This is a genomic window from Streptomyces sp. TLI_105 (genome assembly GCF_900105415.1).
In the GTDB taxonomy this organism is placed as follows: domain Bacteria; phylum Actinomycetota; class Actinomycetes; order Streptomycetales; family Streptomycetaceae; genus Streptomyces.
Genome location: NZ_FNSM01000001.1, coordinates 3,947,633 through 3,970,866, shown reverse-complemented (window position 1 = coordinate 3,970,866; position 23,234 = coordinate 3,947,633). Strand labels below are relative to the sequence as shown.

Sequence of the window (23,234 nt, the reverse complement as noted above, 5' to 3'; positions counted from 1 at the left end):
AAGGCTCAGCGGGAGGGGTTCCCGGAAGGGCTCAGTCGAGTTCCAGGACGCGGGCGTGCAGCACCTGGCGCTGCTGGAGCGCCGCGCGGACGGCGCGGTGCAGTCCGTCCTCGAGGTAGAGGTCGCCCTGCCACTTCACGACGTGCGCGAAGAGGTCGCCGTAGAAGGTGGAGTCCTCGGCGAGCAGGGTCTCCAGGTCCAGCTGGCCCTTGGTGGTCACCAGCTGGTCGAGGCGGACCGGGCGCGGGGCGACGTCCGCCCACTGCCGGGTGCTTTCCCGGCCGTGGTCGGGATACGGCTTTCCGTTTCCGATGCGCTTGAAGATCACACGGAAAGCCTACCGGGCGAGCGGCTCCCGGCGCAGCCACGCGAGAGCAGTGGGATGCTGGTGCAAACCGTGACAGAACCGGAATCGGGGTGCCGTCATGAGCGTGAGCGAGCCGCCGCCCGCCTCCCCGGCGGGGCCGCCCGCCGCCCCTGGAGGGCCGCCCGCCCCCCTGACGGGGCCCGCCGCCGAGATCGCCGCCGGGTACGCCTTCGACGGACCCGCACTCGAACTGGGGGCGCTGCTCTGGGACGGCGTCTGTCACCCGGACGCGCGTATCCGCGTCCCGCTGCCCGTGCTCAACCGGCACGGTCTGGTCGCCGGGGCGACCGGCACCGGCAAGACGAAGACGCTCCAGCTGATCGCCGAGCAGCTCTCGGCGAACGGCGTGCCGGTCTTCCTCGCCGACATCAAGGGCGACGTCTCCGGGATCTCCGCCCCCGGCCAGGACGGCGAGAGGGTTCGGGAGCGCGCCGGGCAGGTGGGCCAGGAGTGGCGGGGGCGCGGCTTCCCCTGCGAGTTCTACGGGCTCGGCGGCACCGGCCCCGGCATCCCGGTCCGCGCGACGGTGACCGGCTTCGGTCCGGTGCTCCTGTCCAAGGTGCTCCGGCTCAACCAGACGCAGGAGCAGTCGCTCGGCCTGATCTTCCACTACGCCGACGCCAAGGGCCTGGAGCTGATCGACCTCAAGGACCTGCGGGCGGTGGTGGCCTTCCTGGTCTCGGACACGGGGAAGGCCGAACTCAAGGGCATCGGGGGCCTGTCGACGGTGACGGCCGGGGTGATCCTGCGGTCGATCACGGCCTTCGAGCAGCAGGGGGCGGGGGACTTCTTCGGGGAGCCTGAGTTCGACACGGCCGAGCTGCTGCGGACGGCGGCGGACGGGCGCGGGATCGTCTCGGTCCTGGAGCTGCCGGCCGTGCAGGACAAGCCGCAGCTGTTCTCGACCTTCCTGATGTGGATGCTGGCGGACCTCTTCGGCGACCTCCCGGAGGTCGGCGACCTGGAGAAGCCGAAGCTGGTCTTCTTCTTCGACGAGGCGCACCTGCTCTTCAGCGGCGCCTCGAAGGCCTTCCTGGAGTCGATCACGCAGACGGTCCGGCTGATCCGCTCGAAGGGCGTCGGGGTCTTCTTCGTGACGCAGACCCCGAAGGACGTCCCCTCGGACGTGCTGGCGCAGCTCGGCAACCGGGTGCAGCACGCGCTGCGCGCCTTCACCCCGGAAGACGCGAAGGCCCTGAAGGCGACGGTGCGGACCTTCCCGAGGTCGCCGTACGACCTGGAGGAGGTGCTCACCGGGCTCGGTACGGGCGAGGCGGTGATCACCGTACTGAGCGAGGAGGGCGCGCCGACGCCGGTCGCGGCGACCCGGCTGCGGGCCCCCGAGTCGCTGATGGGCCCGGTCGACGCGGCGGCCCTGGACGCGGCGGTGAAGGGTTCGCCGCTGTACGGGCGGTACGCGGAGGCGGTGGACCGGGAGTCGGCGTACGAGAGGCTGACCGCCGAGCAGCGGGCGGCGGAGGCGGCGGCCCTTGAGGCGGCGGCCGCGAAAGAGGCGGAGAAGGCGGAGAAGGAAGGGAGGGCGGGGGCGAGGGCTCCCCGTGAGAAGGAGGAGCCCTCGCTCGCCGAACAGGTGGTGGGCAGCGGGATCTTCAAGTCCCTGGCCCGGTCGGTCGGCACCCAGCTGGGCCGGGAGATCAGCCGCTCGCTCTTCGGGACGGCCCGCCGGAGGCGCTGACTACGAGGTCACCTCGTCGTGGTCGCCGTGCAGGCCGCCGCCGCTGCCCGCGTCGCCCGTGGTCGGGGTGGAGACGACCGGCTTGCGCAGGGAGGAGATGTCGTGGGCGTAGGTGCCCACGGCGTTGGCGATGACGTCGATGTTGACGTCGAAGGCCGTCATGTCGATGTTGCGGATGTCGTCGCCCTTGGCGTGGTAGTTCACGTCGTACGCGACGCCCGCCGTGCCGCCGAACCGGGCGGCCTGGGCAGGGGACTTGATGCCCTCGGCGCCGGTGAAGGTGCCGCCGGAGGGGATGCCGACGTTGATGAACGGGCCGTAGTCGGAGCGGCCGGTGAAGTCGGTGCCCTCGTGCGGGACCCCGCGCTTGTCCATGAAGTCGGTGATGTCGCGCTCCAGTTGGGCGGAGCCCTCGGGTCCGGCGCCCGCGCCGACGCCGTCCGAGTTGTCGCCGTCGTACACGAACAGGCCGTAGTTCGGCGAGGCGATCATGTCGAAGTTGAGGTAGAGCTTGATCTCCTTGCGGTCGAGCTGCGACAGGCTGTCGACGTAGTGCTCGGAGCCGAGGAGGCCGACCTCCTCCGCCGACCACCAGGCGAAGCGGATCTTGTTGCGGACCTTGTCCTTCGACTTGGCGAGCTCCAGGGCGGTCTGCAGGAGACCGGCGGAGCCGGAGCCGTTGTCGTTGATGCCGGGGCCGGCGGTGACGGAGTCGAGGTGGGAGCCGAGCATCACGGTGTTGGCGGCGTTGCCGCCCCGGGTCTCCGCGATGACGTTGTTGGTGGTGCGCTTCTCCTGGAGCTGGCGGATCTCGAAGGAGAGCGAGACCGGGCCCTTGGCGAGGTCGGCGGCGAGCCGCGTGCCCTCGGCCAGGCTGATCCCGCCGGTGGGGATCTTGCCGGAGGCCGGTTCGCCGAGGGTGCCGGAGAGGGCGCCGTCGACGTTGTTGTAGACGATCGCGCCGGCGGCACCGGCCGCGGCGGCGTTCTGCTGCTTGATCGCGAAGGAGCAGACACCGCGCTTGATCAGCGCGATCTTCCCGGTGAAGGTGCCGGAGGCGAAGTCGCCCGGCTCGCAGCCGGTGGAGCCGTCGGCGTCGACCGGGACGGCCGCCAGCTCGGCGGTGATCCCGCCGACCGGGGTGGACTTCGTGTACGTCATCGCCTTGATGCCGAGCGTCCGGGGATCGGGCGAGAGGACGGAGGCCTTCTCGGTGAGCGTCTCGGTGTAGACGAAGTCGAACTGCTGGTACCGGACGTCGTATCCGGCCTTCTTGAGCTGGGTGTACACATAGGCGGCCGAGGCGTCGTGGCCGAGGGTGCCGGCCGCGCGGTTTCCGGCGGCCGAGTCGGCTATCGCCTGGAACTTCTGCAGATGCCTGTAGGCGTCCTGGGCGGTGGTTTCGCGGACCAGCTTCTTCGCCAGCCGGGCGGCGTCGCGGGCGGGCGCGGCCGTGGGGTCCTGACCCGCGGTGGCGGGGGAGGCGAGGACCAGCGGGGTGGCGAGGGCGGCGGCGGCGAGGATGGCCGCGGCCCGGCGCTGGGATGCGTTCACAGAAGTCCTTCCCGGTACGGACGAGGTTGAGGGGAAGCTAGCGATTTCGAGGGTGTTCTGTGAACAGATCCGTCACAATTCCTGTCAGGTCGCAGCAGGAAGGAAATCTGGAATTATCAATTCCCGATCCGTGGGCACTCTTTCGCGGCTTTCGGGGCGGTTCTCGGGGCGGGCTCCGGGACGGGTCCCGGGGCGTTTTTCGGAGTTCATGCACCGATCGTCACGCACGTACGTGATGATCGCCCGATGGGTTCACCCCTTCGCGAACCGGTCGAGGGCCGCCAGGATCCGCTCCCGGGTCTCCTCGCCGCCCAGGTGCCCCGCACCCTCGACGACGTGCAGCTCGGCGTCCGGCCAGACGCGGGTCAGCTCCCAGGCGGTGGTGAGCGGCCCGCCCATGTCGAGCCTGCCGTGGATCAGGACCCCGGGGATGCCGGCGAGCCGGTGCGCGTCGCGGATCAGCGCGCCCTCCTCCAGGAAGGCGCCGTGCGCGAAGTAGTGGGAGCAGATCCGGACGAAGCCGAGCCGGGCGTCGTCGACCCGGTCGGTGTACGGGGTTCCCATGCCCTCCATCGAGAGGACCGCGTCCTCCCAGGCGCACCAGTCGGCCGCGGCCTTCTCCCGTACGGCCCGGTCGGGGTGGTTCATGAGGGCCGCGTACGCCCCCACGGCGTCGGAGGCGTTTCCCGCCCCCGCCCGGAAGCGCTCGTGGGCCTCGGGGAAGAAGCGGCCGACGCCCTCGTACAGCCAGGCGGTCTCGGAACGGCGGGTGGTCGTGACGGACGCGATCACGATCTCCGACACGCGCTCGGGGTGGGCCTCCGCGTACGCCAGGATCAGCGTGGAGCCCCAGGAGCCGCCGTACAGAAGCCACTTGTCGATCCCGAGGTGCTCGCGCAGCCGCTCCATGTCGGCCACCAGGTGCGCGGTGGTGTTCACGCTCATGTCGGCGGCCGGGTCGCTCGCGTGCGGGGTGGAGCGCCCGCAGCCGCGCTGGTCGAAGAGGACGACCCGGTACGCCTCCGGGTCGAAGTACCGCCGGCTGCGCGGGGAGGAGCCGGAGCCCGGACCGCCGTGCACGACGAGCGCGGGCTTGCCCTCCGGGTTTCCGGACACCTCCCAGTGGACGAGGTTGCCGTCGCCCACGTCGAGCAGGCCTTGGTCGTGAGGTGCGGTCTCGGGGTGCATCCGGCCGACGCTACCGGGCGCGGGCGCCGGGGGGCGGGGTGTTTTCCGGTCGCTCCCGGCCCGCGCTCACGGGTTCCCGTTCCCCCGCACCCGTACGGCCGGGTCCTCGCACCAGTCCAGGAGCGAGGGCCACTCCCCGTACCCCGAGTCGGGGTTGAGGTGCTCGCCGGCCGGTACGTGGTCCAGGTCGAGGCCGAGCGGGATGCCGTAGTGCAGATCGGCGCCCTCGGGGCAGTACGGATCCCCGTCCCCGTACACGAGGCGCGCCTTGAGCCCCGCCTCCGTCAGGTCGAGGCCGTCGGCGAAGGCGGCGATCTCCGGGATCGAGGCGGTGACCCGGGGGGAGGGCGGGGCGACCAGGAGGGCCCGGTCGGCGTCCGGCCGCCGGTCCCCGGCGCGCAGCCACAGCAGCACCGACAGGCTGTGCGCGAGGACCACGAACTCCCCCTCGGCCGGGCGCTGCCCGTGCTCCTCCAGGGCGTCGAGCCACTCGTCGAGGACGGGCGCGTCCGGCGAGGGCAGCTGGGGGTAGCGGACCTCGTGGCCGCGCCCGCGCAGCTGCCCGGCGAGCCAGTGCTGCCAGTGGGCGGGCGGGCGGTGGTTCTGGAAGCCGTGCAGGATCAGGTACGTGGTCATGGCGTGATCCTGCGACGACGAAGGCCGCCGGTCCACCACCGTCCACGGAGCGGTCGACGTTCTCCGGGCCGGCCCGGGTCAGGTCCGCAGGGTGAGCAGCTCCCGCACGCCGGCCTTGAGGCGCTCGGCCGACAGCTCCTGTTCGACCGTCAGGTGGTGCATGACGTCGGGCGAGAACGGCGCGAGCGCCAGGTGCGCGAGGAGCGTGCGGTCGCTCCCCGGCCTGAGCTCCCCGATGAGCAGGGCCATGTGCGTGTGCATCACCCGGTAGGCGCCGCTGTGGTAGCGGGCGCGGGGTGCGGCGGAGTGCGCCGCGAGCAGCAGGGCGCGCTGCGCGGCGACCCGGTCGACGAGCGCGTCGAGGAAGGCGTCGAGCCGCTCGGCGGCGGGGGCGCCGGGGCCCAGCGGGGGCGGGCCGCTCATGTACGCCTCCTGGAACGCGCGCTCGCGCTCGTCGAGGAGCGCCCACAGCAGCTGGGAGACGTCGCCGAAGCGGCGGTAGACGGTGCCGACGCCGATGCCGCTGGCGTGGGCGACCTGGTTCATGGTGACGGCGTCGGGGCCCTCCTCGGCGACGATCCGGGCGGCCGCGTCGAGGATCCTGCGCCGGTTGCGGGCCGCGTCGGCGCGCTCGGGGGCGGGGGCGTCGACGGTGGGGAGCAGGTCGAGCACCGGCGCCGTCCTGTCTCCGGCCCGCGGGTTCTCCGTGCTCATCTGCCGACTCCTGTCCCTGTGTCCGTCCTGAGCTCCGTCTCCCCCTCGGTCGCTTTCGCGGCTTCCTGAGGCGAGCATACCCGCTCCCCTTGCAAACCGGATAGCAATCCGTTTAGCCTCGGTGGCAGCAAAGCGGAAAACGATCCGCTTGGCCTGTTCGTGTGGGTCCGTTCGTGTTCGGCTGAGGAGAGTCCGCCATGTCCGTCAAGGTCGCCGTCATCTACTACTCGGCCACGGGAGCCGTCCACCAGCTCGCCCAGGCCCTCGCCGAGGGCGCCGAGAAGGCCGGCGCCGAGGTCCGTCTGCGCCGGGTGCCCGAGCTCGCCCCCGACGCCGCCATCGACGCCAACCCGGCCTGGCGCGCCCACGTGGACGCCACCGGGGACGTGGAGGTCGCCACCCTGGAGGACCTGGAGTGGGCGGACGCGTACGCGCTCGGCTCCCCGACCCGCTTCGGCAACGTGTCCGCGCAGCTCAAGCAGTACGTCGACACGACCGGCGGCCTCTGGCAGCGGGGCGTCATGGCGGACAAGCCCGCGACCGCCTTCACCAGCGCCCACAACGTCCACGGCGGCAACGAGTCGACGCTGCTCGCGCTCTACAACACCTTCCACCACTGGGGCTCGGTCATCGTCTCGCCCGGCTTCACCGACCCGGCGGTGTACGCGGCCGGCGGCAACCCGTACGGCACCGCCCACCCGGGCGCCAACGGCGCCCCGGGGGAGGAGGTCCTCGCGGCCGCCCGCTACCAGGGCGAGCGCCTGACCCGCATCGCGAAGCGCCTGAAGGGCCTGGCGGACGACTGACGGCGGATAGGGGAGTGCCCCCGGAGGCGACGCCTCCGGGGGCACTCCCCTATCCGCCGTCAGTCGTCCGGGCCGGAGATCGGCTAGGCCAGCGAGAGGAAGAGCTTCTCCAGGCGGGCCCGCATCGCCTCGGGGTCCTCGCCGTTCTTGCGCCCGCCCTCGATGTCGGTCAGGCACTGCTGGAGCCCGGTCGCGATGATCGCGAACCCGGCCCGGTCGAGGGCCCGGGAGGCGGCGGCCAGCTGGGTGACGACCTCCTCGCAGTCACGCCCCTCCTCGATCATCCGGATCACCCCGGAGATCTGGCCCTGCGCCCGGCGCAGCCGGTTCAGGACCGCCTTGAGCTCGGCGCCCGCGAGATCGAGTTCCACTGTCACTCCTCCACAGATACCCCAGGGGGTAATTTACTCCCCGGCACGGGGTCCCGTCGAAGTCCAAGGATGACACCTGTCAGGGCGTGTAGCGGCGGAGGAACATCTCCACCCCGTCGACGACGAGCCGCTCGCTCAGTTCCTCGGTCAGCTCCGTCCCGTACTGCTCGAACACCATCTGCGGGAAGACGAGCAGCGAGTACAGCTGAAGAACCGCGACCTCCAGGTCCGGGATCGCGAGCCGGCCCCGGTCGGCGAGGGCGCGCAGGGCGCCCGCGACGGCGGGGTGGTGGCCGGCGGGGCCGTGCGCGCGCCAGGCGCGACCCAGCTCGGGGAAGCGGTGGAGCTCGGTGGCGACGAGGGTGCGCAGGGCGCGGCCCTCGTCGTCGGCACGTACGGCCCGCGCCCAGGCGCGCCCGGCCTCGATGAGGGCGGCGCGCAGGTCCTCGGCGTCGGGGAGCCGGGAGAGGTCCGGGCCGTCGGTGTCGGCGCCCAGCGGCTCGTCGAGGGCGCCGGCGACGACGGCGGTGAAGAGGGCTTCCTTGCTGCCGAAGTGGTTGTAGACGGTCACCTTGGAGACGCCCGCCTCGGCGGCGATGGCGTCCATGCCGACGCCGAAGCCCTCCCGGAGGAAGAGGTCGCGGGCGGCCCGCACGACGGCCTGTCGCTTGCGGGCGGCGCGGGGGCCGGTGGGTGCGGGCTTGGGTTCCATGGCCGGAGCGTACCAAGCGAACTGTACTCTTGAGTTCAAGTGTACTGTTCCGTACAGTTCAGTTATGCCCACCGACACCGCCCCCGCCGACGTCCACGCCGACGTCCACGCCCGCCGCTGGACCGCCCTCGCGCTGATCTGCGCGGCCCAGTTCATGCTGATCCTCGACGTCACCGTCGTGAACGTCGCCCTGCCCGCCCTCGCCGCCGACCTCGACCTCGACCGCACCGCCCTGACCTGGGTCGTCACCGCGTACACCCTCTGCTTCGGCGGCCTGATGCTCCTCGGCGGACGGCTGGCGGACGCCCTCGGCGCCCGCCGGGTCCTCCTCACCGGACTCGCCCTGTTCACGGCGGCCTCACTCACCTGCGGGCTCGCACCGAACGCCGCCGTCCTGCTCTCCGGCCGCGTCGCCCAGGGCATCGGCGCCGCACTCCTCTCCCCGGCGGCGCTCGCCCTCGTCACCACCCTGTTCCACGGCCCCGAACGGGCCAGGGCGATCGGCGCCTGGGCGGCCGTCGGCGGCACCGGCTCGGCCGTCGGCGTCCTCCTCGGCGGCGCCCTCACGTCCGGCCCGGGCTGGCCCTGGATCTTCTACGTGAACGTCCCGACGGGCCTGGCGCTGCTCGCCGTGCTCCCGAGGCTGCTGCCGAAGGACCCCGCCCCGACGCGCGCTCCCCACCTGGACGTCCCGGGCGCCCTCCTCGTCACCTCCGCCACCGGCACGCTCGTCTACGGGCTCGTCCGGGCGGGCGACTCCGGCTGGACCGCCCAGGCCACCCTGCTGCCGCTCCTGGGCGCGATCGCCCTCTACGCGGGGTTCGCGGCGGTGGAACGAAGGACCCGCACGCCCCTCATGGACCTGCGGATGCTGACCCGGCGCCCGGTCGTGGCCGGCTCCCTGCTCATGCTGGTCGCGACCGCGCTCCTGATCTCGTTCTTCTTCCTGGGCTCGATGCGGCTCCAGCACGTCCACGGCCTCGACGCCTTCCGCACCGGCCTCCTCTTCCTCCCGGTCGCCCTCACCACGGCGATCGGCGCGCACCTCGGCTCCCGCCTGGTCACGACCGTGGGCCCGCGCGCCTGCACCACCGGCGGCATGGCCCTGGCGGCCGCCGGCTGTCTGCCCCTGGCGTTCCTCACCCCGACCGCCGACCCCTGGACCACCCTCCTGCCGGCCCTGGCCACGGCGGCGCTCGGCCTGGGCGCGGTCTTCGTCACGGCGACCACGACGGCCCTCGGCCTGATCCCGTCGCACGAGGCCGGCCTCGCCTCGGGCATCGTCAACACCTTCCACGAGCTCGGCGGCACGATCGGCGTGGCCCTCGCCTCCACCCTCGCCCTCGGCACCACGCCCCCGGCCCCGACCGGCTTCACCACCGCCTTCACGGCCTGCGCCCTGACGTCCGCGGCGGCAGCCCTGACGGCCCCCTTCCTCGTCCCCCGAGGCAGGCCCCACGCGACCGGCGGGGCCCACGGGATGCACTGAGGACGGAAGGAATCACTCCGCCCCGGAAGACCCGACGGCGGCCCGTGCACGCGATGTCCGCCGCTGCTCGAACTGGCCCAGGTGCGCGACCACCGAGCCGTGGAAACGGTCGACGGCCTCGTCGATGCTGCGGATGAAGCCCGACTCCGCGCTGCCCCGGCTGTTGCCCATGCCCTTGAAGAGCGACAGCCGGAAACCGGTGATGACCGCGTTGTCCTTGGGCAGCAGGTCACCCGGCTCGGGGCGCAGGCGCTCCAGCGTCCCCCGGGGCCCGCTGCGACCCTCGAGCAGCGTCTCCACGTGCAGGTCGGCGGGGGCCTCCTCCAGGACGCGCACGAGCCGCTTCGCGACCGAGAGGGGGTAGGCACCGTCCGGAGCGGACACGTCCATGGACGTACGGATCTTCCCGGTGCGCAGGTCCGCGGTGATGGACAGGATGCCGTGCGCGCCGTCGACGCGCAGCTCCGCGGAGAGCTTCCCCTCCTCGCAGAGCCGGTCGGCGAGCGCCGTACGCCGGGACTTGGGGTCGGTGCCGCGCCTGGCCCGCTGCACGGGCAGGGTCTTCTGTCCGAGTTCACCGCCCAGCCGCAGACAGACCTGACGGATCAGCCGCTCCCAGCTCTCCACGACCTCCACCGCGCGGGGGTCGCCCTGGCACAGGGTCTCGGTGTCGATCCCGTTGCGGACGGGCACCCAGGACGGCCCCATGTTCTGGAAGCCGTGGCAGCCGGAGTTCTCGTGCTGGAGGTAGTGGAGGAGCTCCTGGAGGAGCCAGGCGTGCGCGGCGTTGCCCACGCCCTCGTGCCGGATCAGCATCTGGGCCTGGTGGGCCACCTCGGCCCAGGACAGGTGCCAGAGCGCCACCTTGTGCTTGCGCCTGCCGTCCGTCTTGACCTCGACGAGCGGACTTCCCTCCAGGGCCACGTCGTTGGACAGGGTGATGACGGCCTCGTATCCGCGCCGCGCGGCGATGTCCATGTAGTTCTGGACCTGCTCCGACTTCAGCGGATTGCCGTTGGTCTTCGTCTCGACGAGCGCCGTCCAGAGCTTTCCGGCGCGCTCCGTCCGGATGACGCCGTCCGGACGCTTCGGGCTGTCCCCGTGGGGCAGCGACACTTCGGTGAACGTCTGCATGCGGCCGGCGGGCGCTCCGAAACCGGCGGTGAGGCGCCTGCCGAACTCGGGGACCTCCGCCATCACCGAGAGCAGGACGGAGGTGGCACGCACCTCGCGCTCCCGGTCGCTCTTGTACGAGGGGACGGGGAAGAGCCGGGCGGGCCTCCAGGTGTCGTTCTCCGCCAGGGACTTCTTCACGACCTTCGGGAGCGTGACCTTCTTCTTCGCCGTCCGCGCACCACGGCGCCGCGCGGGCTCGGGCGTACCGCCGGGCGCGGCAGAAGCGGGGGCGGCGCCGGCCTGGGCGGGAATCGGGACGGCGGCGGTCTGCGTACCGGGAGCGGTACCGGACGCGGGGGCACCGGCCTCCTCGACGAGTCCCGAGGAGGGGAGCGAGGGGCGGTCGGCCGTGGCGGGGTCTCCGGGCTGCTCCGCACCGGCTTCCCGGCCTTCCGGCTCGTTCTCGTCCCCCTCGTCGACGGTGATGCCGAAATCGGTGGCGAGTCCGGCGAGTCCGGTCTCGTACCCCTGTCCGACGGCACGGAACTTCCACTCGTCGTTCCGCCGGTAGAGCTCGCCGAAGATGAAGGCCGTCTCGATCGTGGCGTCCTCGATGGAGAAGCCGAGCAGCGGCTCGCCCGAGCGGTCGGTGACCGTCATGCGCAGGTCGTCCAGATCGCCGAAACAGGCACCGCCGTACTGGCTCGCCGCCACCACGATCGTGGTGACGTCCTCGGGGATCGCCGTGAGGTCCAGGCTGATCCGGTCCTCGCTGCCGTTCTCCGTCGGGACCTTGCCGAGCAGCTGCACGCTGCCGTCCTCGGCGGCGGGGTGGTTGTAGAAGTAGAAGTCGGTGTCGCCGCGCACCTTCCCGCTGCCGTCGACGAGCAGCACCGAGACGTCCGCGTCGCCCTCGCCCGTCGCACTGCTCCAGCTCAGACCGACGACGACCGCGCCGGTGTTTTCACTGAGGGTGGCCAGTCCGATGTTGGCTCCCTTGGACATCTCGTGCATGCGTCCCCCCGGACCCTCGCGTGGTGATGTGCGCCCCGGGGGAACCGTAGCGTCCGCAACGGAAGGACGGGGAGGAAATGTGAAAGTCGGACGAACATCGGGGGAATCAGGATGCCGAAGCGGCGATCGACACAGGAATCGAACAGGGGCATCGAAACGGGCGTCGAAGCCCCGAGCGCCCTCGGACGGCGCAGGCCGGGGCTTCGCGCGGGGGCGGGGGTCAGTCCTGGGACGGGCCCGTCTCGTCGATCGGGCGGATGACCACCGGGTAGTCCGGGGAGCCGGGCGGGACCGGGCAGCGGGCCACCTGGGCGGCGATCTCGGTGACCCGGTCCAGGGAGGCGCAGTCGAGGACCCAGTAGCCGGCGAGGACCTCCTTGGTCTCGGCGTACGGGCCGTCGGTGACGAGTGGCTTCCCGTCGGCGTCCACCGTGACGAAGCGGGTCGTGGACGGGGCGGCGAGGCCCTGGGCGTCGATCATCTCGCCGCTCGCGGACACCTCCTCGTTGATCGCGTTCATGTGGTCGAACATCGCCTTGAGCTGCGTCTTGTCCCAGGCGGGGCTCTGCGCGGAGCCGTGGCCCGTCATCGCCTCGTAGTCGGCCTGCGACCCCTGCACCATCACCAGGTACTTCATGACGTCCTCCTTGCTCGTAGGGCCGGTCTGCCTCTCGCAGCACAGTCGGAGCCGGGCGGCCGTTCTCGACACCGCGCGGGCGGAAACCGGGAAAACGACAGAAATCACCCGGCCGCCCCAGCCCGAGCGCTAACCGGCACTGAGCTCCCGCTCCAGCGGGGTCCGGAAGCGGGGCGTCACCCGGACGTGCCCCACCCACCGCGCGAGCCGCACCGCCTCCGCCCCGATCGCCCGCTCCGCCTCCGCGCCCACGTCGGCGAGGAGCCGGTGGGCGACGGCGCCGTCCGGGCGCTGCGCCCAGCCGCCGACGATCCGGCCGTTCCACCACACCGTCGGCCCGATGTTCCCGCTGCGGTCGTACAGCGCCGCCCGATGGGCCGGGTCCAGGTACCAGTCGCGGCCCTGCCAGCCCATCGCCGTCGGGTCGAGCGCGGGCAGCAGCGCCGCCCACGGCTCCGGCTCCGGTACGGCCCCGAGGTCGTCCGGCAGGACGAAACCCGTCCCCTCGTCCACCGTCACCGGCAGCGCCCCCACCGCCACGAGCGCCTTGCGCACGTCCGTGACCTTCCACCCCGTCCACCACGTCAGGTCCGCCTCGGTCGCCGGACCGCACGCCCCGAGCCAGTGCCCCAGCAGCTCCGCCCGCGCCCGGGCCGGGTCCAGTACGGGGTGGGCCCCGGCGACCGCCCACCGGAAGCGGCTCGACGTCCACGTCCCCTGCGGCCGGCCCCGTACGATCCGGCCCTCCATGCCCAGCACCCGCAGCACCCGGCTCGCCACGGACTGCGGCCCTTCCTGACGGGTCCCCGGCCCGTACACGTACGTCGACCTCAACCTCGGTACGGCCGCGCCCAGTTCGGTCCCGGTCGCCTCGCCCCGGGCGGCCAGCTCCGCGAGGACGAGCCGCTCGGTCTCCGCGAGCCAGTCCTCGTCGAAGTCGCTGCCGGCCGCCAAGTGCTTGAGGAGCGTGGTGCGTTCACGGACGGCCGCCGGCCGGGTCGTCGAGGCCTGGACGGCGGCGGCGAGGGAGGCGGGGAAGACGAAGACCGTGTGCCGCATGCCGTGCATCCGGACCAGCGCCCCGTCCTCGTACAGCGCCCGCTCCACCGCCCCCACCGGCTCGACGCCCTCGGCCAGCCGCGCCGCCACCGCGAGGAACACGCTCGCCGGATCCGTCCCGTGCAGCGCCACGAGCGCGTCCCCGACCTCCGCCGCCGACCCCGCCCGCGCGCTCCCCGCCAGCCGGTGCCGCACCCCGAGCCGGGCCCGCCGCTCCGCCGCGCCGATGAACCTGGTGTCTCCCATGGTCCCCATCATGGGTTCAGGCGGCGGCCGAGCCGAGGAACCCCGTCACCGTCTTCACGAACTCGTCCTCCTTCTCGAAGAACATGACGTGACCGGCGTCGATCTCCGCGTACGTGCTGCCGGCGATCGCCGCGTGCAGCTCCCGGCTGTTCTCCACCGGCACGGTGATGTCCTGCGTGCCCCCGACGACCAGCGTCTCCGCCTCGATCCGGGGCAGCAGCGCGCGGATGTCGACCGTCAGGTCGAGCGCCACGTGCCGCAGGGTGCCCGGCGTGGGCGGCATGTTCGGGACGAGCGCCTCGACGCCCTCGCGGCCGATCGAGTTGAGGAAGCCACGGCTGAAGCCGGTCATCGTCACGCTCCGCCCGAAACCCGCCGGATCGAACTCGCCGAGCCGCTGCCACAGCGTGAACAGGTTCCGCAGGTACTCGTCGCCGTCGGTGTACGCCCACCCCGCCACCAGCACCAGCCGCTCCACCAGGTCCGGGCGGAGCGCGGCGACGGCCGCCGACACGGAGGCCCCCATCGAGAACCCGAGGAGGTCCACCGGACCGGTGCCCGCGTCCTCGATCACCGCGACGACCTGCGCGGCGAGCGTCTCGACGGTCAGCGGCCCGCCGTCGTCGACGGTCCGGTCGGCACCGGACAGGTCCAGAGTGATGACCCGGCGGTCGCCGGTGAAACGCGGCGCGGTCTGCCCCCAGTTGACGACGGCGCCGCCGGAGCCGGTGCCGTGGACGAGGAGGAGGGCGGGCCCGTCGCCCGAGCCCTCGATGTCGTAGTGGACGCGGGCGGTGCCGACGGTGACGGTGGCCATGATCTCTGCTCCCGGTGGATGCGGACTCCCCGGCGGGGAGGCGGTCGGTGGCCGGCCCCGTCCGCTCCCCGGCGGGAGGCGGTCGGTGGCCGACACCGAGGACTCTGCCGACCCCCGGAAGCGGCCGGGAGAGCCCTTCCGAGCCTGGGACCGCCGATCCCTGGATACGACCGCCCGCACCCGGCACCATGATCGGCATGACGATCGACCGCCGAGAACTCGCCGACTTCCTGCGCCGTTCCCGCGAGCGGGTCCGCCCGCAGGACGCGGGCCTCCCGGCCGGACCCCGGCGCCGCACGCCCGGCCTGCGCCGCGAGGAGGTCGCCCAGCTCGCCGGCATGTCCGCCGACTACTACATCCGCCTGGAGCAGGCCCGCGGCCCACAGCCCTCGCCGCAGATGCTCGCCGCGCTCGCCCGCGCGCTGCGCCTCGACACCGACGGGCGCGACCACCTCCACCTCCTCGCCGGCCACCGCCCGCCCGCCGGCGCCACGGCCGGCGACCACGTCGCACCCGGCCTGCTCCACCTGCTCGACCAGCTGGAGACGACCCCCGCGCAGGTCCTGAGCGACCTCGGGGACGTCCTCGCCCAGAACGCGATGGCCCAGTCCCTGCTCGGCGGGGTGTGCACGGTGTCGGAGCACGGACGGAACGTGGTGTGGCGCTGGTTCGCCGACCCGACGAACCGTGCGGCGTACCCGGCCGAGGAGCACGCGTACTACAGCCGCCTCCACGTCGCCGACCTGCGCGCGGCCGTCGGCCGCCGCTCCGGCGACCCGGCCGCCACCCGGCTGGTGGAACGCCTGCGCGGGGCGAGCGAGGAGTTCGCCGAGCTCTGGGAGCGCCACGAGGTGGGGGTCCGCCGGCACAGCCGGATGCGGGTCGCGCACCCGGTGATCGGCGCGGTCGACCTGGACTGCCAGGTGCTGCTCGCCCCGGAGGGCGAACAGCGCCTCGTCCTCTACACCCCGCCGCCGGGCACGGACACGGGGGAGCGCCTGGCCCTGCTGCGGGTGGTGGGCACGGAACAGTTCACGACGACGCCGTAGCGCGGCAGCCCAGCCGCCGACACGCCGTCCCTCACCCGGCAGCGCGCCGACTTGGCAGCGCGCCGGCCCGGCAACCCGCTCGCCTGGCCCTGCCCGACCACCGAGCACCCCGGCACCCCGCTCACCCGCCGTCCCTCACCCGGCAGCGCGCTCGCCGATCGGCCGCCGTCGCAGGGAGGAATCGGTGAGGACGGGCGACCGCCAGGCGCCGTCCGGCTGGTAGAGGTTGGTCCCCGGCGGCACGATCGCGTCGATCCGGTCGAGGGCCTCGTCGGTCAGGACGACCGGCGCGCCCTTCAACAGCCCCTCCAGCTGCTCCATCGTCCGGGGCCCGATGATCACGGACGTCACGGCCGGATGGGCGGCGACGAACGCGATCGCCAGCTCGGGCAGGGAGCACCCGATCTCGTCGGCCAGCGCGACGAACTCCTCGACGGCGTCGAGCTTGGCGGCGTTGACCGGCAGCGAGGGATCGAAGCGGTGCGGGGTGAGCGCGGGCCGCCCGCTGGTCAGGTCGATCGCCTGCCCCTTCCGGTACTTGCCCGTGAGGAAGCCGGACGCGAGCGGACTCCAGGTCAGCACCCCCATCCCGTACTTCTGGGCGGTGGGCAGCACGTTCGCCTCCACGCCGCGCGCGAGCAGCGAGTACGGCGGCTGCTCGGAGCGGAACCGGCGCAGCCCGCGCCGCTCGGCGACGGCGTGCGCCTCGACGATCTCCTCGGCGGGGAAGGTCGAGCAGCCGAAGGCCCGGATCTTCCCCTGGGTGACGAGGTCGCCGAGGACGTCGAGGGTCTCCTCGATGTCGGTCCGATGGTCGGGCCGGTGCACTTGATACAGGTCGATCCAGTCGGTGCCGAGCCGCTTGAGGCTGTTCTCGACGGCGAGGGTGATCCAACGCCGCGAGCTGCCGCCCCTGTTGGGCCCTTCGCCGCCGACGGGGAAGTACACCTTGGTGGCGAGGACGGTCGCCTCCCGGCGCCGCGGGTCGCGCAGCGCCTTGCCGACGATCTCCTCGGACTCGCCGGCCGAGTACATGTCGGCCGTGTCCACGAAGTTGATGCCCTGGTCGAGGGCGGCATGGATGATCCGTACGGACTCCTGATGGTCCGGATTGCCGACGGCTCCGAACATCATGGTGCCGAGGCAGTAGGTGCTGACGTCGATCCCGGTCCCGCCGAGTACCCGATAGCGCATGCGCGCACTCTAGGGATTGGAGTGCACTCCAAGGCAAGGGGCGGAGGAGGGCGTCGGTCCCGGAGCCACCGCTAGGGGTGCAGGAGTTGGTCGGCGACGGCGGTGCGGGCGTAGAGGACGGAGCGGCCGCTGCGGTGGGCGGTGACGAGGCCGGCGTTGCGGAGGGCGATGAGGTGCTGGGAGACGCCGGCGGCGGACATGCCGCAGTGGGTGGCGAGCTGGGTGGTGGAGGCGGGGGTGTCGAGCTCGGTGAGGAGCAGGGTGCGGGAGCGGCCGAGGACGGCGGCGACGGCGTCCGTGGCGTCGGTGGTACGGGGCTCCCAGACGCTCCCGAAACCACGTGCCGGGTACGCGAGTTGGGGCGGGTCGGGGTGGACGGACCGGGTGAGGACGCGGGGCCAGGCGAAGACGGAGGGGACGAGCAGCAGCCCGGAGCCGGCCTGGTCGCGGGTGAGCGCGCAGTGCCGCCGTACGAGCCGGAGGGTGCCGTCGTCCCACCGTACGGTCTCGTGGAGCTCGCTCAGCACCCGCGCCGAACCGTGCTCGGCGACCTGCCGCGCCCGGTGGAAGACGTCGGCCTCCAGGACCTTCTGGATGCGGGCCCAGTAGGGGGCGAGGGCGAGCTCCCAGTACGTCTCGATCTCGTCGGCGACCTTGGGGAGGACGGCCTCGGGGTCCTCGCGCAGCATCCGGAGCCGGGGCTCGCGGCCGCCTTTCCTCTCCAGCGAGTCGAGGTCGTCCCGCACGTCCGCGGCGGAGGCGCGGCGGATGGCGTCGAGCTCGGTGCCGAGGGTGGGGAAGGGCCCGGCGGGCGTGGGGTTGAGGAAGTCGGCGAGGTATCCCTGGCCGGGGATCAGCGCGGCGAGCCAGCCGCGGTCGAGGCCGGCGCGGACGAGCCGGGGCCGCACCTGGGCGGCCCAGCGCCCGTGCGGGGCGGAGTCGGGCTGGTGGGCGACGATGCGGTAGCTGGTGACGACCTCCCACATGGGGGAGACGGCGAAACGGGTCTGGGCGAGATCGGCGGCGGAGAAACTGAGCCCGGCTTCCATGCGTTCCACGTCCTGGAGATGGTGAATGGATTCGGTCTGAGCTTAATGAATGGAGGGGGACGGGGGCGGGGAAGCACGCTCCTCCCATGCCTCGAACGCCCAGCACCTCCACAGCGGCCCCCACCCCCGAACACACCCCCTCTCCCTCCGACTCGGCCTTCAAGGGCCTCCCGTCGACGGTCTGGACGATCTTCGCGGGAACGATCGTCAACCGTCTCGGCTACCTCGTCACGCCGTTCCTGGTCTTCTTCCTCGCCTCGCGGGGAGTGACCGGCGGGGACACCTCGTACGTGCTCGGCGCGCTCGGAGCGGGCAACCTGATCGGCCCCGCGGTGGGCGGCATCCTCGCCGACCGCATCGGCCGTCGCCCCACGATGCTGATCGGCCTGATCGGCGCGGCGGCGGCGCAGGGAGCGCTCTTCCTGGCGCCGGGGGTGTGGACGATGGCGGGGTCGGCGCTGCTGATCAGCGCGGCCGGCAGCACGGTCTCCCCGGCGGCGTACGCCCTGCTGGCCGACGCCGTGGACAGCGAACGGCGGCAGCGTGCGTACGCGCTCTTCGGCTGGGGCGTGAACATCGGCACCGCCGTGGCGGGAGTCCTGGGCGGCTACCTCGCGGCGCAGGGGTACTGGCTGCTGTTCGCGGTCGACGCGGGCTCGATGCTGCTGTACGCGGCGGTGGTGGCGATCCGCCTGCGGGAGCCGCAGCGCTCGGCCCCGACCGGGCCGGCGAAGGACGGCATCGGCTACGGAGTGGTCTTCCGGGACCGCCTGGCCCTGCTCCTGCTTCCCCTCTTCGGCGTCCAGCTCTTCGTGTACTCGCTGACCGAGGTCGCGCTCCCGCTCGCCGTCCGCGACAGCGGCCTCTCGCCGGCGGTGTACGGGGCGATGGCGGCCGTCAACGCGATCATGGTCGTCGCGCTGCAGCCCTTCGCGACCGCGTGGCTGGCGCGGCTCCCGCAGCTGGCGGTGCAGAGCGCGGGCAGCGGGCTGATCGCGGTGGGCGTCGCACTGACCGGCCTGGCCGACAGCGTCGCCGGCTACACGCTGTCCGTCATCGTCTGGTCGCTCGGTGAGGTCGTCGTGGCGGGCATCGCGGCCGGCATCTTCGCCAACCTGGCCCCGGCGCACGCCCGCGGCCGCTACCAGGGCGCTTTCAGCTGGACCTGGGGAGTGGCCCGCTTCGGGGCCCTCACCCTGGGAGTGACGACCTACACGACCCTGAGCCCGTCGGCGCTGTGGTGGACGGCACTGGTGGCGGGAACGGCCACGGCGGCGACCACCCTGTCCCTGCGCACCCGGGTGGAAGCCCGTACGAAGACCCACACCCTGGCGGCATGAATTACCACCCGCCGGCACGGACATGGGCCACGAGCGCGTTCGCGTGCCCGTGGCCCAGCCCGTACTCGGCCTTCAGCCAGGAGACGAGCTCCATGTGCTTGGTGAGCGGCGAGGCCCGGACGACCTCGAGCCACTCGGAGACGGGCCGCCCGTACTTCTTCTCGATGGAGGGGAAGTAGCTGGCGGGACCTTTGACGGCGTTCTCGGGCACGGTGTTCTCCTCGGTCTGTGGACGACTGAAGAGAAGACCGCCGATGCCTCGAAAACTAATCGCGCCGAATGTGCTCGGGATCGATGTGCCGCCGCACCATGGGAACGGAGGCGACCGCGGCGGCGAGCACGACCCCCAGCGCGGAGGCGAACAACAAGGGCAACCCGTCCCAGTCCCAGTGCACGTCCCCTCCTCCGGTGATCAGGTAACTGGACTCGGCGAGCCACCCGGTGACGATGGCGGCCCCCAACCCCACCACCAACGGCAACACCACCTGCACCACCTGCACCACCCGCAACGTCCCCGCCCGAGCCCCCAACAAGACAAGCGCGGTGACCTGCCCACGCCGCTCCATGGCCCGATCAGCCACGGACACGACGAACGCGGCCACCCCGATCACCAGCCCGAGCACCATCCCGACGACCAGCAGACTCCGGATGACGGTCAACTGAGCGAGCGAGTCGATGACGATCCCCACGGGCTCGACGGAAACGGTGGGGGCGATGGCCCCGATGCCGTCGAGGACGGAGCGGATGGTGGAGGGGTCGGAAGGACTGACGAGAACGAAGTGGGCGTCTGCGAGCTGGGTGCCTTGGGGGAGCAGTGAGGGGGGGATGAGGAGGCTTGGTCCGCCGAACTCTGAGGGTTGGTATGTCCGAACCGTTACAGCTTCTTGGGGCAGGGAGACGCGCAGTTTCCGCCCGTTGCTGAGCAGGAACGGGAAGTTGCTGCCGGGACGGGCATCCTCATCAACGGGGAACGTGGGATCCGTAATCCTTAGCACCTTATTGTCGATGCATCCATGCGTTGTCTCAGTGAAGGCAGCCAATTGAGCGCATGTAGCAAAGACTGCTTGGACGCTGGAGGGCTTCCCCTCCAGGCTGCCCACCCATGACTGGGCGGCCAGGCCATGGGCCTGCACTCCCCTCAATGTGGTCATCTCTGCGCGCTGTCGCATACTCAGCTCTGCTGCCGGAAGGCTGTACTCCTGGACCGGGGCCGTTCGCCGACTGACCTGATCCAACTCGATGAGCACCCCCTGCGTGAGCGAGGCGCCGAATACCAGCAGTACGAGCCCGGTGACCACCCGCAGGGCGCTCCCCGGGTCGACCTCCGTGCGCCGCATGGCGAGCGACAGTGGCAGCGATTGCGACATTCCCGCCAGGCGACGAGAGAGCCATGCCGTGATCGGTGCCAGGCCGAACACGAGCCCTGCCCCGGTCATCAGCACAGCGCCGGGAACCAGCACGGCGCCGGCCGATCCGCCTGACGGGTTCCGTCCCATCGCGTCGAGCAGGCAGTATCCGCTGATGATTCCGAGCCCGGGGATCAGCAGCAGCGTCCCGTACTTCTTCGGAGGCTTGCGCTCGCCGGTCCGGCGCACGCTGATGGGTGACTGGGCCGCTCGCCGTGCACTGAACTGCCCCACGACCCAGGCGAGGGCCGGGCACCCCAGCAGACACACGGCGATGGTCGTCCCGTCCGGCCGCCCATCGGCCGGGTACCAGCGCAAGCCGGGCAGCCCGACCCACGCCATGACTTCATTGATCCCGAGATAGCCGATGAGCCCGACCACAGCCCCGACGAAGGCGGCGACCACGCTCTCTCCGGCATTGACCCGCAGGGTGTCCCGCACGCTGAGGCCGACGAGCCGGAGTGCGGCGAGGCGACGCGCACGTGATTCCCCGGAGAGCCGGGCGCAGACGGAGAGGAAGATGACGAGCGGGAGCAACACGATGCAGCCGAGAGTGAACCGCAGGATGTCCAGGGTGGAGGGATCGATGACCTCATGCCGCGCGTACGTGTCGCCGAAGTGGCCGAGTGATGTCGCCCCGCTCAGTTCATCGGCGTCGGTGCCGATGTAGGCGTACAGCTCGTCCGGCCCGCCCAACCCCTCCGGCGAAATGGTGCCGATCACGCGACCGGGCACAAGTCCTGCGGCGCGGGGATGGGCTGCCAGGATCTCGCCCAGCTTCGGCGAAACGATTGCTTCGCCCGCACGGGGGAGTGCCTTGATTCCCGGAGGAACGGGCAGTGGGCCGACACCTCTGTGACCGATGAAGACGCGCCGCAGTGGTTGGGAGCCGTAAGGGTCCAGGAACTCCTGGTAGACGGCATTCTTGTTCGCGCCCGAGGAAATGGCGCGACTCGTCACCCGAGCGTCATTGGCGGCGATGATCGCCGGAATGGTGAGTGCGGCGGCCAGGCAGGCGACCCCGAGTGCGGATCCGAGCGCCATCAGGAGGAAGCGGACCCGAGCCCTGCGGCCACTTCCCCACAGCAGACGCATGCCGAGGACGAAGGCGTTCACACAGTCACCCGTTGGGCCAGCACACCATCCGACATCGTGTACTGGGTGTCGGCCTTCGCGGCGACGTCGGCGTCGTGCGTGACGATGACCACGGCTGTCTTCTGCCTTCTCGCCAGCTGAAGGAATTCATCGAGCACGGCAGCCGCGTTGGCGCTGTCGAGCGCCCCGGTGGGCTCGTCTGCGAACACCACGTCCGGCCGGTGGACCAGAGCCCGCGCAACCGCAACGCGCTGACTCTGGCCACCCGACAGCTTCGAGGTCCTGCGCCGCAGCAGATCGCCCAGCCCGAGCCGCCCCAGCACTTGGCCGGCCATGGCGTGGGCATGGGTCTTGCTGATCCCGGCGAGCCGGAGGGGGAGCGCCGCGTTCTCCTCGACGGTCAGCTCCGGCAGCAGTTCTCCGTACTGGAAGACGAAGCCCAGGCGCGTACGGCGCAGCGCACTGAGCTCCCCGTCGGGGAGAGACGAGAGCTGTTCTCCATCGAAGGTCACCGTGCCGTGGGAAGGCGGAAGAACCCCGGCGAGGCAGTACAGCAGGGACGACTTCCCCGACCCGCTGCTGCCCATGATGGCGGCCACTTCGCCGCGCTTGAGCGTGAAATCGACACCGGTTACCGCCTGCTGGGTGCCGTAGAAGAGATCCACGCCCTCGGCGCGGAGGATGACGTCCATCGTGGTGCGCACTCCTTGGGGAGCGGGAGCCACCGGCGAGCAGCTCCCGCGAAGGTCGACTGTCCTACTTGCGCTTGAAGGACTTCGTCGGAGAGCAGTTGTCAGGGTGCAGGGAGCCGCGGTTCTGGCACACGCGTACCTCCGCCGTGTTCGTGTACCGGCTGGCGCCGTCGTGGACGAGCTTGTCGATCCAGACGTCCTTCTTCTGTACGCCGTCGAAGCGATTCCACCCGTAGCCGTGCACCTTTACCAGCAGGTAGACGTTGTGGTTGTCGTTGAGGCCGATGTCGCGCAGCTCACCCTTGATGTGGAATGCACCCTGCTGCACTTCGGCGGGCTCCCACTTGTACGTTCCTTCCGCGAATTCCGCTCCGGTCGTCTTGAAAAGCCCTACGCCGTGCCACGAGTCGGCCGCCGCCACCCCCACTCCTCCGACGAACAACCCCACAGCCCCCGCCACTGCCGCCAACTTCCTCATGGATGTCCCCTGCTTGATCGTGCCGACTGGTCATCGACTGGTCATCACAGAAAGTATCTGCATCACTACACGCAGGTCGGAGCAGGAACGTCCCTCCCTCCGATCACCCCCCGATCCGGTGAACGAGCCCCTCCCCGCCCCCTCATCAGCCTTCCGGGTCCTCCCCCAGGGCTCGGACAAGGCAGGGTGCGGCGTTCGAGGTCAATAGCCGGCAGTCGGGGTGCCCGAACCCGGCGTTCTGTCGCGCGTCGGATCCGCGGCCTGCCGATCGACGAGAAGGTCGAGGCCCCGCAGACCCTGATGCGCCACCGCGGGCTCCTGGAGGGCATGCGCCGCACCGAGGTCGACATGTGGAACCAGGCGAAGGAGGTCACCCGCGCTGGCATGACTGCGGACCAGCTGTACGCCGAGTACCGCCCCTGCCCGTATGAGAAGTAAAGGGAAGGGCATGGCGGTGGCACGGAAGCGGCGGGTCTCGGCTGCGCGCCAACAGCGGCTCAAGACCGGTG

General features: G+C 71.7%; 23 protein-coding genes. 6 read left to right on the top strand and 17 right to left on the bottom strand.

Annotation, left to right across the window (positions count from 1 at the left end; translation table 11 throughout):
* Positions 1-31 precede the first annotated feature (31 nt).
* On the bottom strand, positions 32-328 hold the full coding sequence (locus BLW86_RS18145; RefSeq protein WP_030209440.1) for a type II toxin-antitoxin system VapB family antitoxin: 297 nt from the start codon (positions 326-328) through the stop codon (positions 32-34).
* A 97-nt stretch (positions 329-425) separates the two neighbouring features.
* Between BLW86_RS18145 and BLW86_RS18140 the strand changes: the two genes are divergently transcribed.
* Entirely contained in the window at positions 426-2,063 is a 1,638-nt protein-coding gene (locus BLW86_RS18140; protein ID WP_093875003.1) for a helicase HerA-like domain-containing protein, read from the top strand.
* Here the strand turns inward: BLW86_RS18140 and BLW86_RS18135 are convergent, their stop codons facing one another.
* From BLW86_RS18135 to BLW86_RS18120, 4 genes are all read right to left on the bottom strand, one after another.
* Positions 2,064-3,617 (bottom strand): M28 family metallopeptidase, encoded by a 1,554-nt coding sequence (locus BLW86_RS18135; RefSeq protein WP_093875002.1) that lies wholly within the window; start codon positions 3,615-3,617, stop codon positions 2,064-2,066.
* Between the two features lie 252 nt (positions 3,618-3,869).
* On the bottom strand, positions 3,870-4,805 hold the full coding sequence (gene pip, locus BLW86_RS18130; protein WP_093875001.1) for a prolyl aminopeptidase: 936 nt from the start codon (positions 4,803-4,805) through the stop codon (positions 3,870-3,872).
* 66 nt (positions 4,806-4,871) lie between these two features.
* Entirely contained in the window at positions 4,872-5,441 is a 570-nt protein-coding gene (locus tag BLW86_RS18125; RefSeq protein ID WP_093875000.1) for an RBBP9/YdeN family alpha/beta hydrolase, read from the bottom strand.
* 78 nt (positions 5,442-5,519) lie between these two features.
* Positions 5,520-6,155, bottom strand: a complete 636-nt coding sequence (locus BLW86_RS18120; protein WP_093874999.1) for a TetR/AcrR family transcriptional regulator — start codon at positions 6,153-6,155, stop codon at positions 5,520-5,522.
* A gap of 197 nt (positions 6,156-6,352) precedes the next feature.
* Here BLW86_RS18120 and wrbA point away from each other — a divergent pair, with 197 nt between their 5' ends.
* On the top strand, positions 6,353-6,961 hold the full coding sequence (gene wrbA, locus BLW86_RS18115; protein ID WP_093874998.1) for an NAD(P)H:quinone oxidoreductase: 609 nt from the start codon (positions 6,353-6,355) through the stop codon (positions 6,959-6,961).
* A gap of 83 nt (positions 6,962-7,044) precedes the next feature.
* Here the strand turns inward: wrbA and BLW86_RS18110 are convergent, their stop codons facing one another.
* Together BLW86_RS18110 and BLW86_RS18105 are read right to left on the bottom strand one after the other, a co-directional pair.
* A complete protein-coding gene (locus BLW86_RS18110) occupies positions 7,045-7,332 on the bottom strand; it encodes a metal-sensitive transcriptional regulator (protein ID WP_030685455.1) in 288 nt (95 codons plus the stop codon).
* A gap of 79 nt (positions 7,333-7,411) precedes the next feature.
* Positions 7,412-8,044, bottom strand: coding sequence for a TetR/AcrR family transcriptional regulator (locus BLW86_RS18105; protein ID WP_093874997.1), 633 nt, complete (start codon positions 8,042-8,044; stop codon positions 7,412-7,414).
* A 64-nt stretch (positions 8,045-8,108) separates the two neighbouring features.
* Here BLW86_RS18105 and BLW86_RS18100 point away from each other — a divergent pair, with 64 nt between their 5' ends.
* On the top strand, positions 8,109-9,533 hold the full coding sequence (locus BLW86_RS18100) for an MFS transporter (protein WP_093874996.1): 1,425 nt from the start codon (positions 8,109-8,111) through the stop codon (positions 9,531-9,533).
* 12 nt (positions 9,534-9,545) lie between these two features.
* On the opposite strand, the gene BLW86_RS18095 is transcribed toward BLW86_RS18100, so the two are convergent.
* The 4 genes from BLW86_RS18095 to BLW86_RS18080 form a co-directional block, all read right to left on the bottom strand.
* A complete protein-coding gene (locus tag BLW86_RS18095; protein ID WP_177181688.1) occupies positions 9,546-11,663 on the bottom strand; it encodes a TerD family protein in 2,118 nt (705 codons plus the stop codon).
* 220 nt (positions 11,664-11,883) lie between these two features.
* Entirely contained in the window at positions 11,884-12,300 is a 417-nt protein-coding gene (locus tag BLW86_RS18090; RefSeq protein WP_093874995.1) for a YciI family protein, read from the bottom strand.
* Positions 12,301-12,429: 129 nt separating this feature from the next.
* On the bottom strand, positions 12,430-13,605 hold the full coding sequence (locus BLW86_RS18085) for a winged helix DNA-binding domain-containing protein (protein ID WP_256341348.1): 1,176 nt from the start codon (positions 13,603-13,605) through the stop codon (positions 12,430-12,432).
* A gap of 16 nt (positions 13,606-13,621) precedes the next feature.
* Positions 13,622-14,422, bottom strand: coding sequence for an alpha/beta fold hydrolase (locus BLW86_RS18080; RefSeq protein ID WP_093874993.1), 801 nt, complete (start codon positions 14,420-14,422; stop codon positions 13,622-13,624).
* A 188-nt stretch (positions 14,423-14,610) separates the two neighbouring features.
* On the opposite strand from BLW86_RS18080, the gene BLW86_RS18075 reads away from it, so the two are divergent.
* Positions 14,611-15,471, top strand: a complete 861-nt coding sequence (locus BLW86_RS18075; RefSeq protein WP_093874992.1) for a helix-turn-helix transcriptional regulator — start codon at positions 14,611-14,613, stop codon at positions 15,469-15,471.
* A 135-nt stretch (positions 15,472-15,606) separates the two neighbouring features.
* Here BLW86_RS18075 and BLW86_RS18070 read toward each other — a convergent pair whose 3' ends face one another.
* A complete protein-coding gene (locus BLW86_RS18070) occupies positions 15,607-16,665 on the bottom strand; it encodes an aldo/keto reductase (RefSeq protein WP_093874991.1) in 1,059 nt (352 codons plus the stop codon).
* Positions 16,666-16,736: 71 nt separating this feature from the next.
* Complete coding sequence (locus BLW86_RS18065) at positions 16,737-17,714, bottom strand: ArsR/SmtB family transcription factor (protein WP_093874990.1); 978 nt, start codon at positions 17,712-17,714, stop codon at positions 16,737-16,739.
* An 86-nt stretch (positions 17,715-17,800) separates the two neighbouring features.
* Here BLW86_RS18065 and BLW86_RS18060 point away from each other — a divergent pair, with 86 nt between their 5' ends.
* Positions 17,801-19,054 carry an MDR family MFS transporter gene (locus BLW86_RS18060; protein ID WP_093874989.1) on the top strand — a complete coding sequence of 418 codons (1,254 nt, stop codon included), beginning with the start codon at positions 17,801-17,803 and terminating at the stop codon, positions 19,052-19,054.
* A gap of 1 nt (position 19,055) precedes the next feature.
* On the opposite strand, the gene BLW86_RS18055 is transcribed toward BLW86_RS18060, so the two are convergent.
* From BLW86_RS18055 to BLW86_RS18040, 4 genes are all read right to left on the bottom strand, one after another.
* Positions 19,056-19,265 carry a DUF4287 domain-containing protein gene (locus tag BLW86_RS18055; protein WP_093874988.1) on the bottom strand — a complete coding sequence of 70 codons (210 nt, stop codon included), beginning with the start codon at positions 19,263-19,265 and terminating at the stop codon, positions 19,056-19,058.
* A 55-nt stretch (positions 19,266-19,320) separates the two neighbouring features.
* The gene (locus tag BLW86_RS18050) at positions 19,321-21,576 is read right to left on the bottom strand and encodes an FtsX-like permease family protein (protein ID WP_093874987.1); all 2,256 of its coding nucleotides are present in this window, start codon (positions 21,574-21,576) and stop codon (positions 19,321-19,323) included.
* Positions 21,573-22,247, bottom strand: a complete 675-nt coding sequence (locus tag BLW86_RS18045) for an ABC transporter ATP-binding protein (protein ID WP_093874986.1) — start codon at positions 22,245-22,247, stop codon at positions 21,573-21,575. The genes BLW86_RS18050 and BLW86_RS18045 overlap by 4 nt, the downstream gene beginning before the upstream one ends.
* Positions 22,248-22,311: 64 nt before the next feature.
* Complete coding sequence (locus tag BLW86_RS18040; protein ID WP_256341347.1) at positions 22,312-22,668, bottom strand: hypothetical protein; 357 nt, start codon at positions 22,666-22,668, stop codon at positions 22,312-22,314.
* A gap of 357 nt (positions 22,669-23,025) precedes the next feature.
* Here BLW86_RS18040 and BLW86_RS42040 point away from each other — a divergent pair, with 357 nt between their 5' ends.
* Positions 23,026-23,163 (top strand): hypothetical protein, encoded by a 138-nt coding sequence (locus BLW86_RS42040; protein WP_177181482.1) that lies wholly within the window; start codon positions 23,026-23,028, stop codon positions 23,161-23,163.
* Positions 23,164-23,234 lie beyond the last annotated feature (71 nt).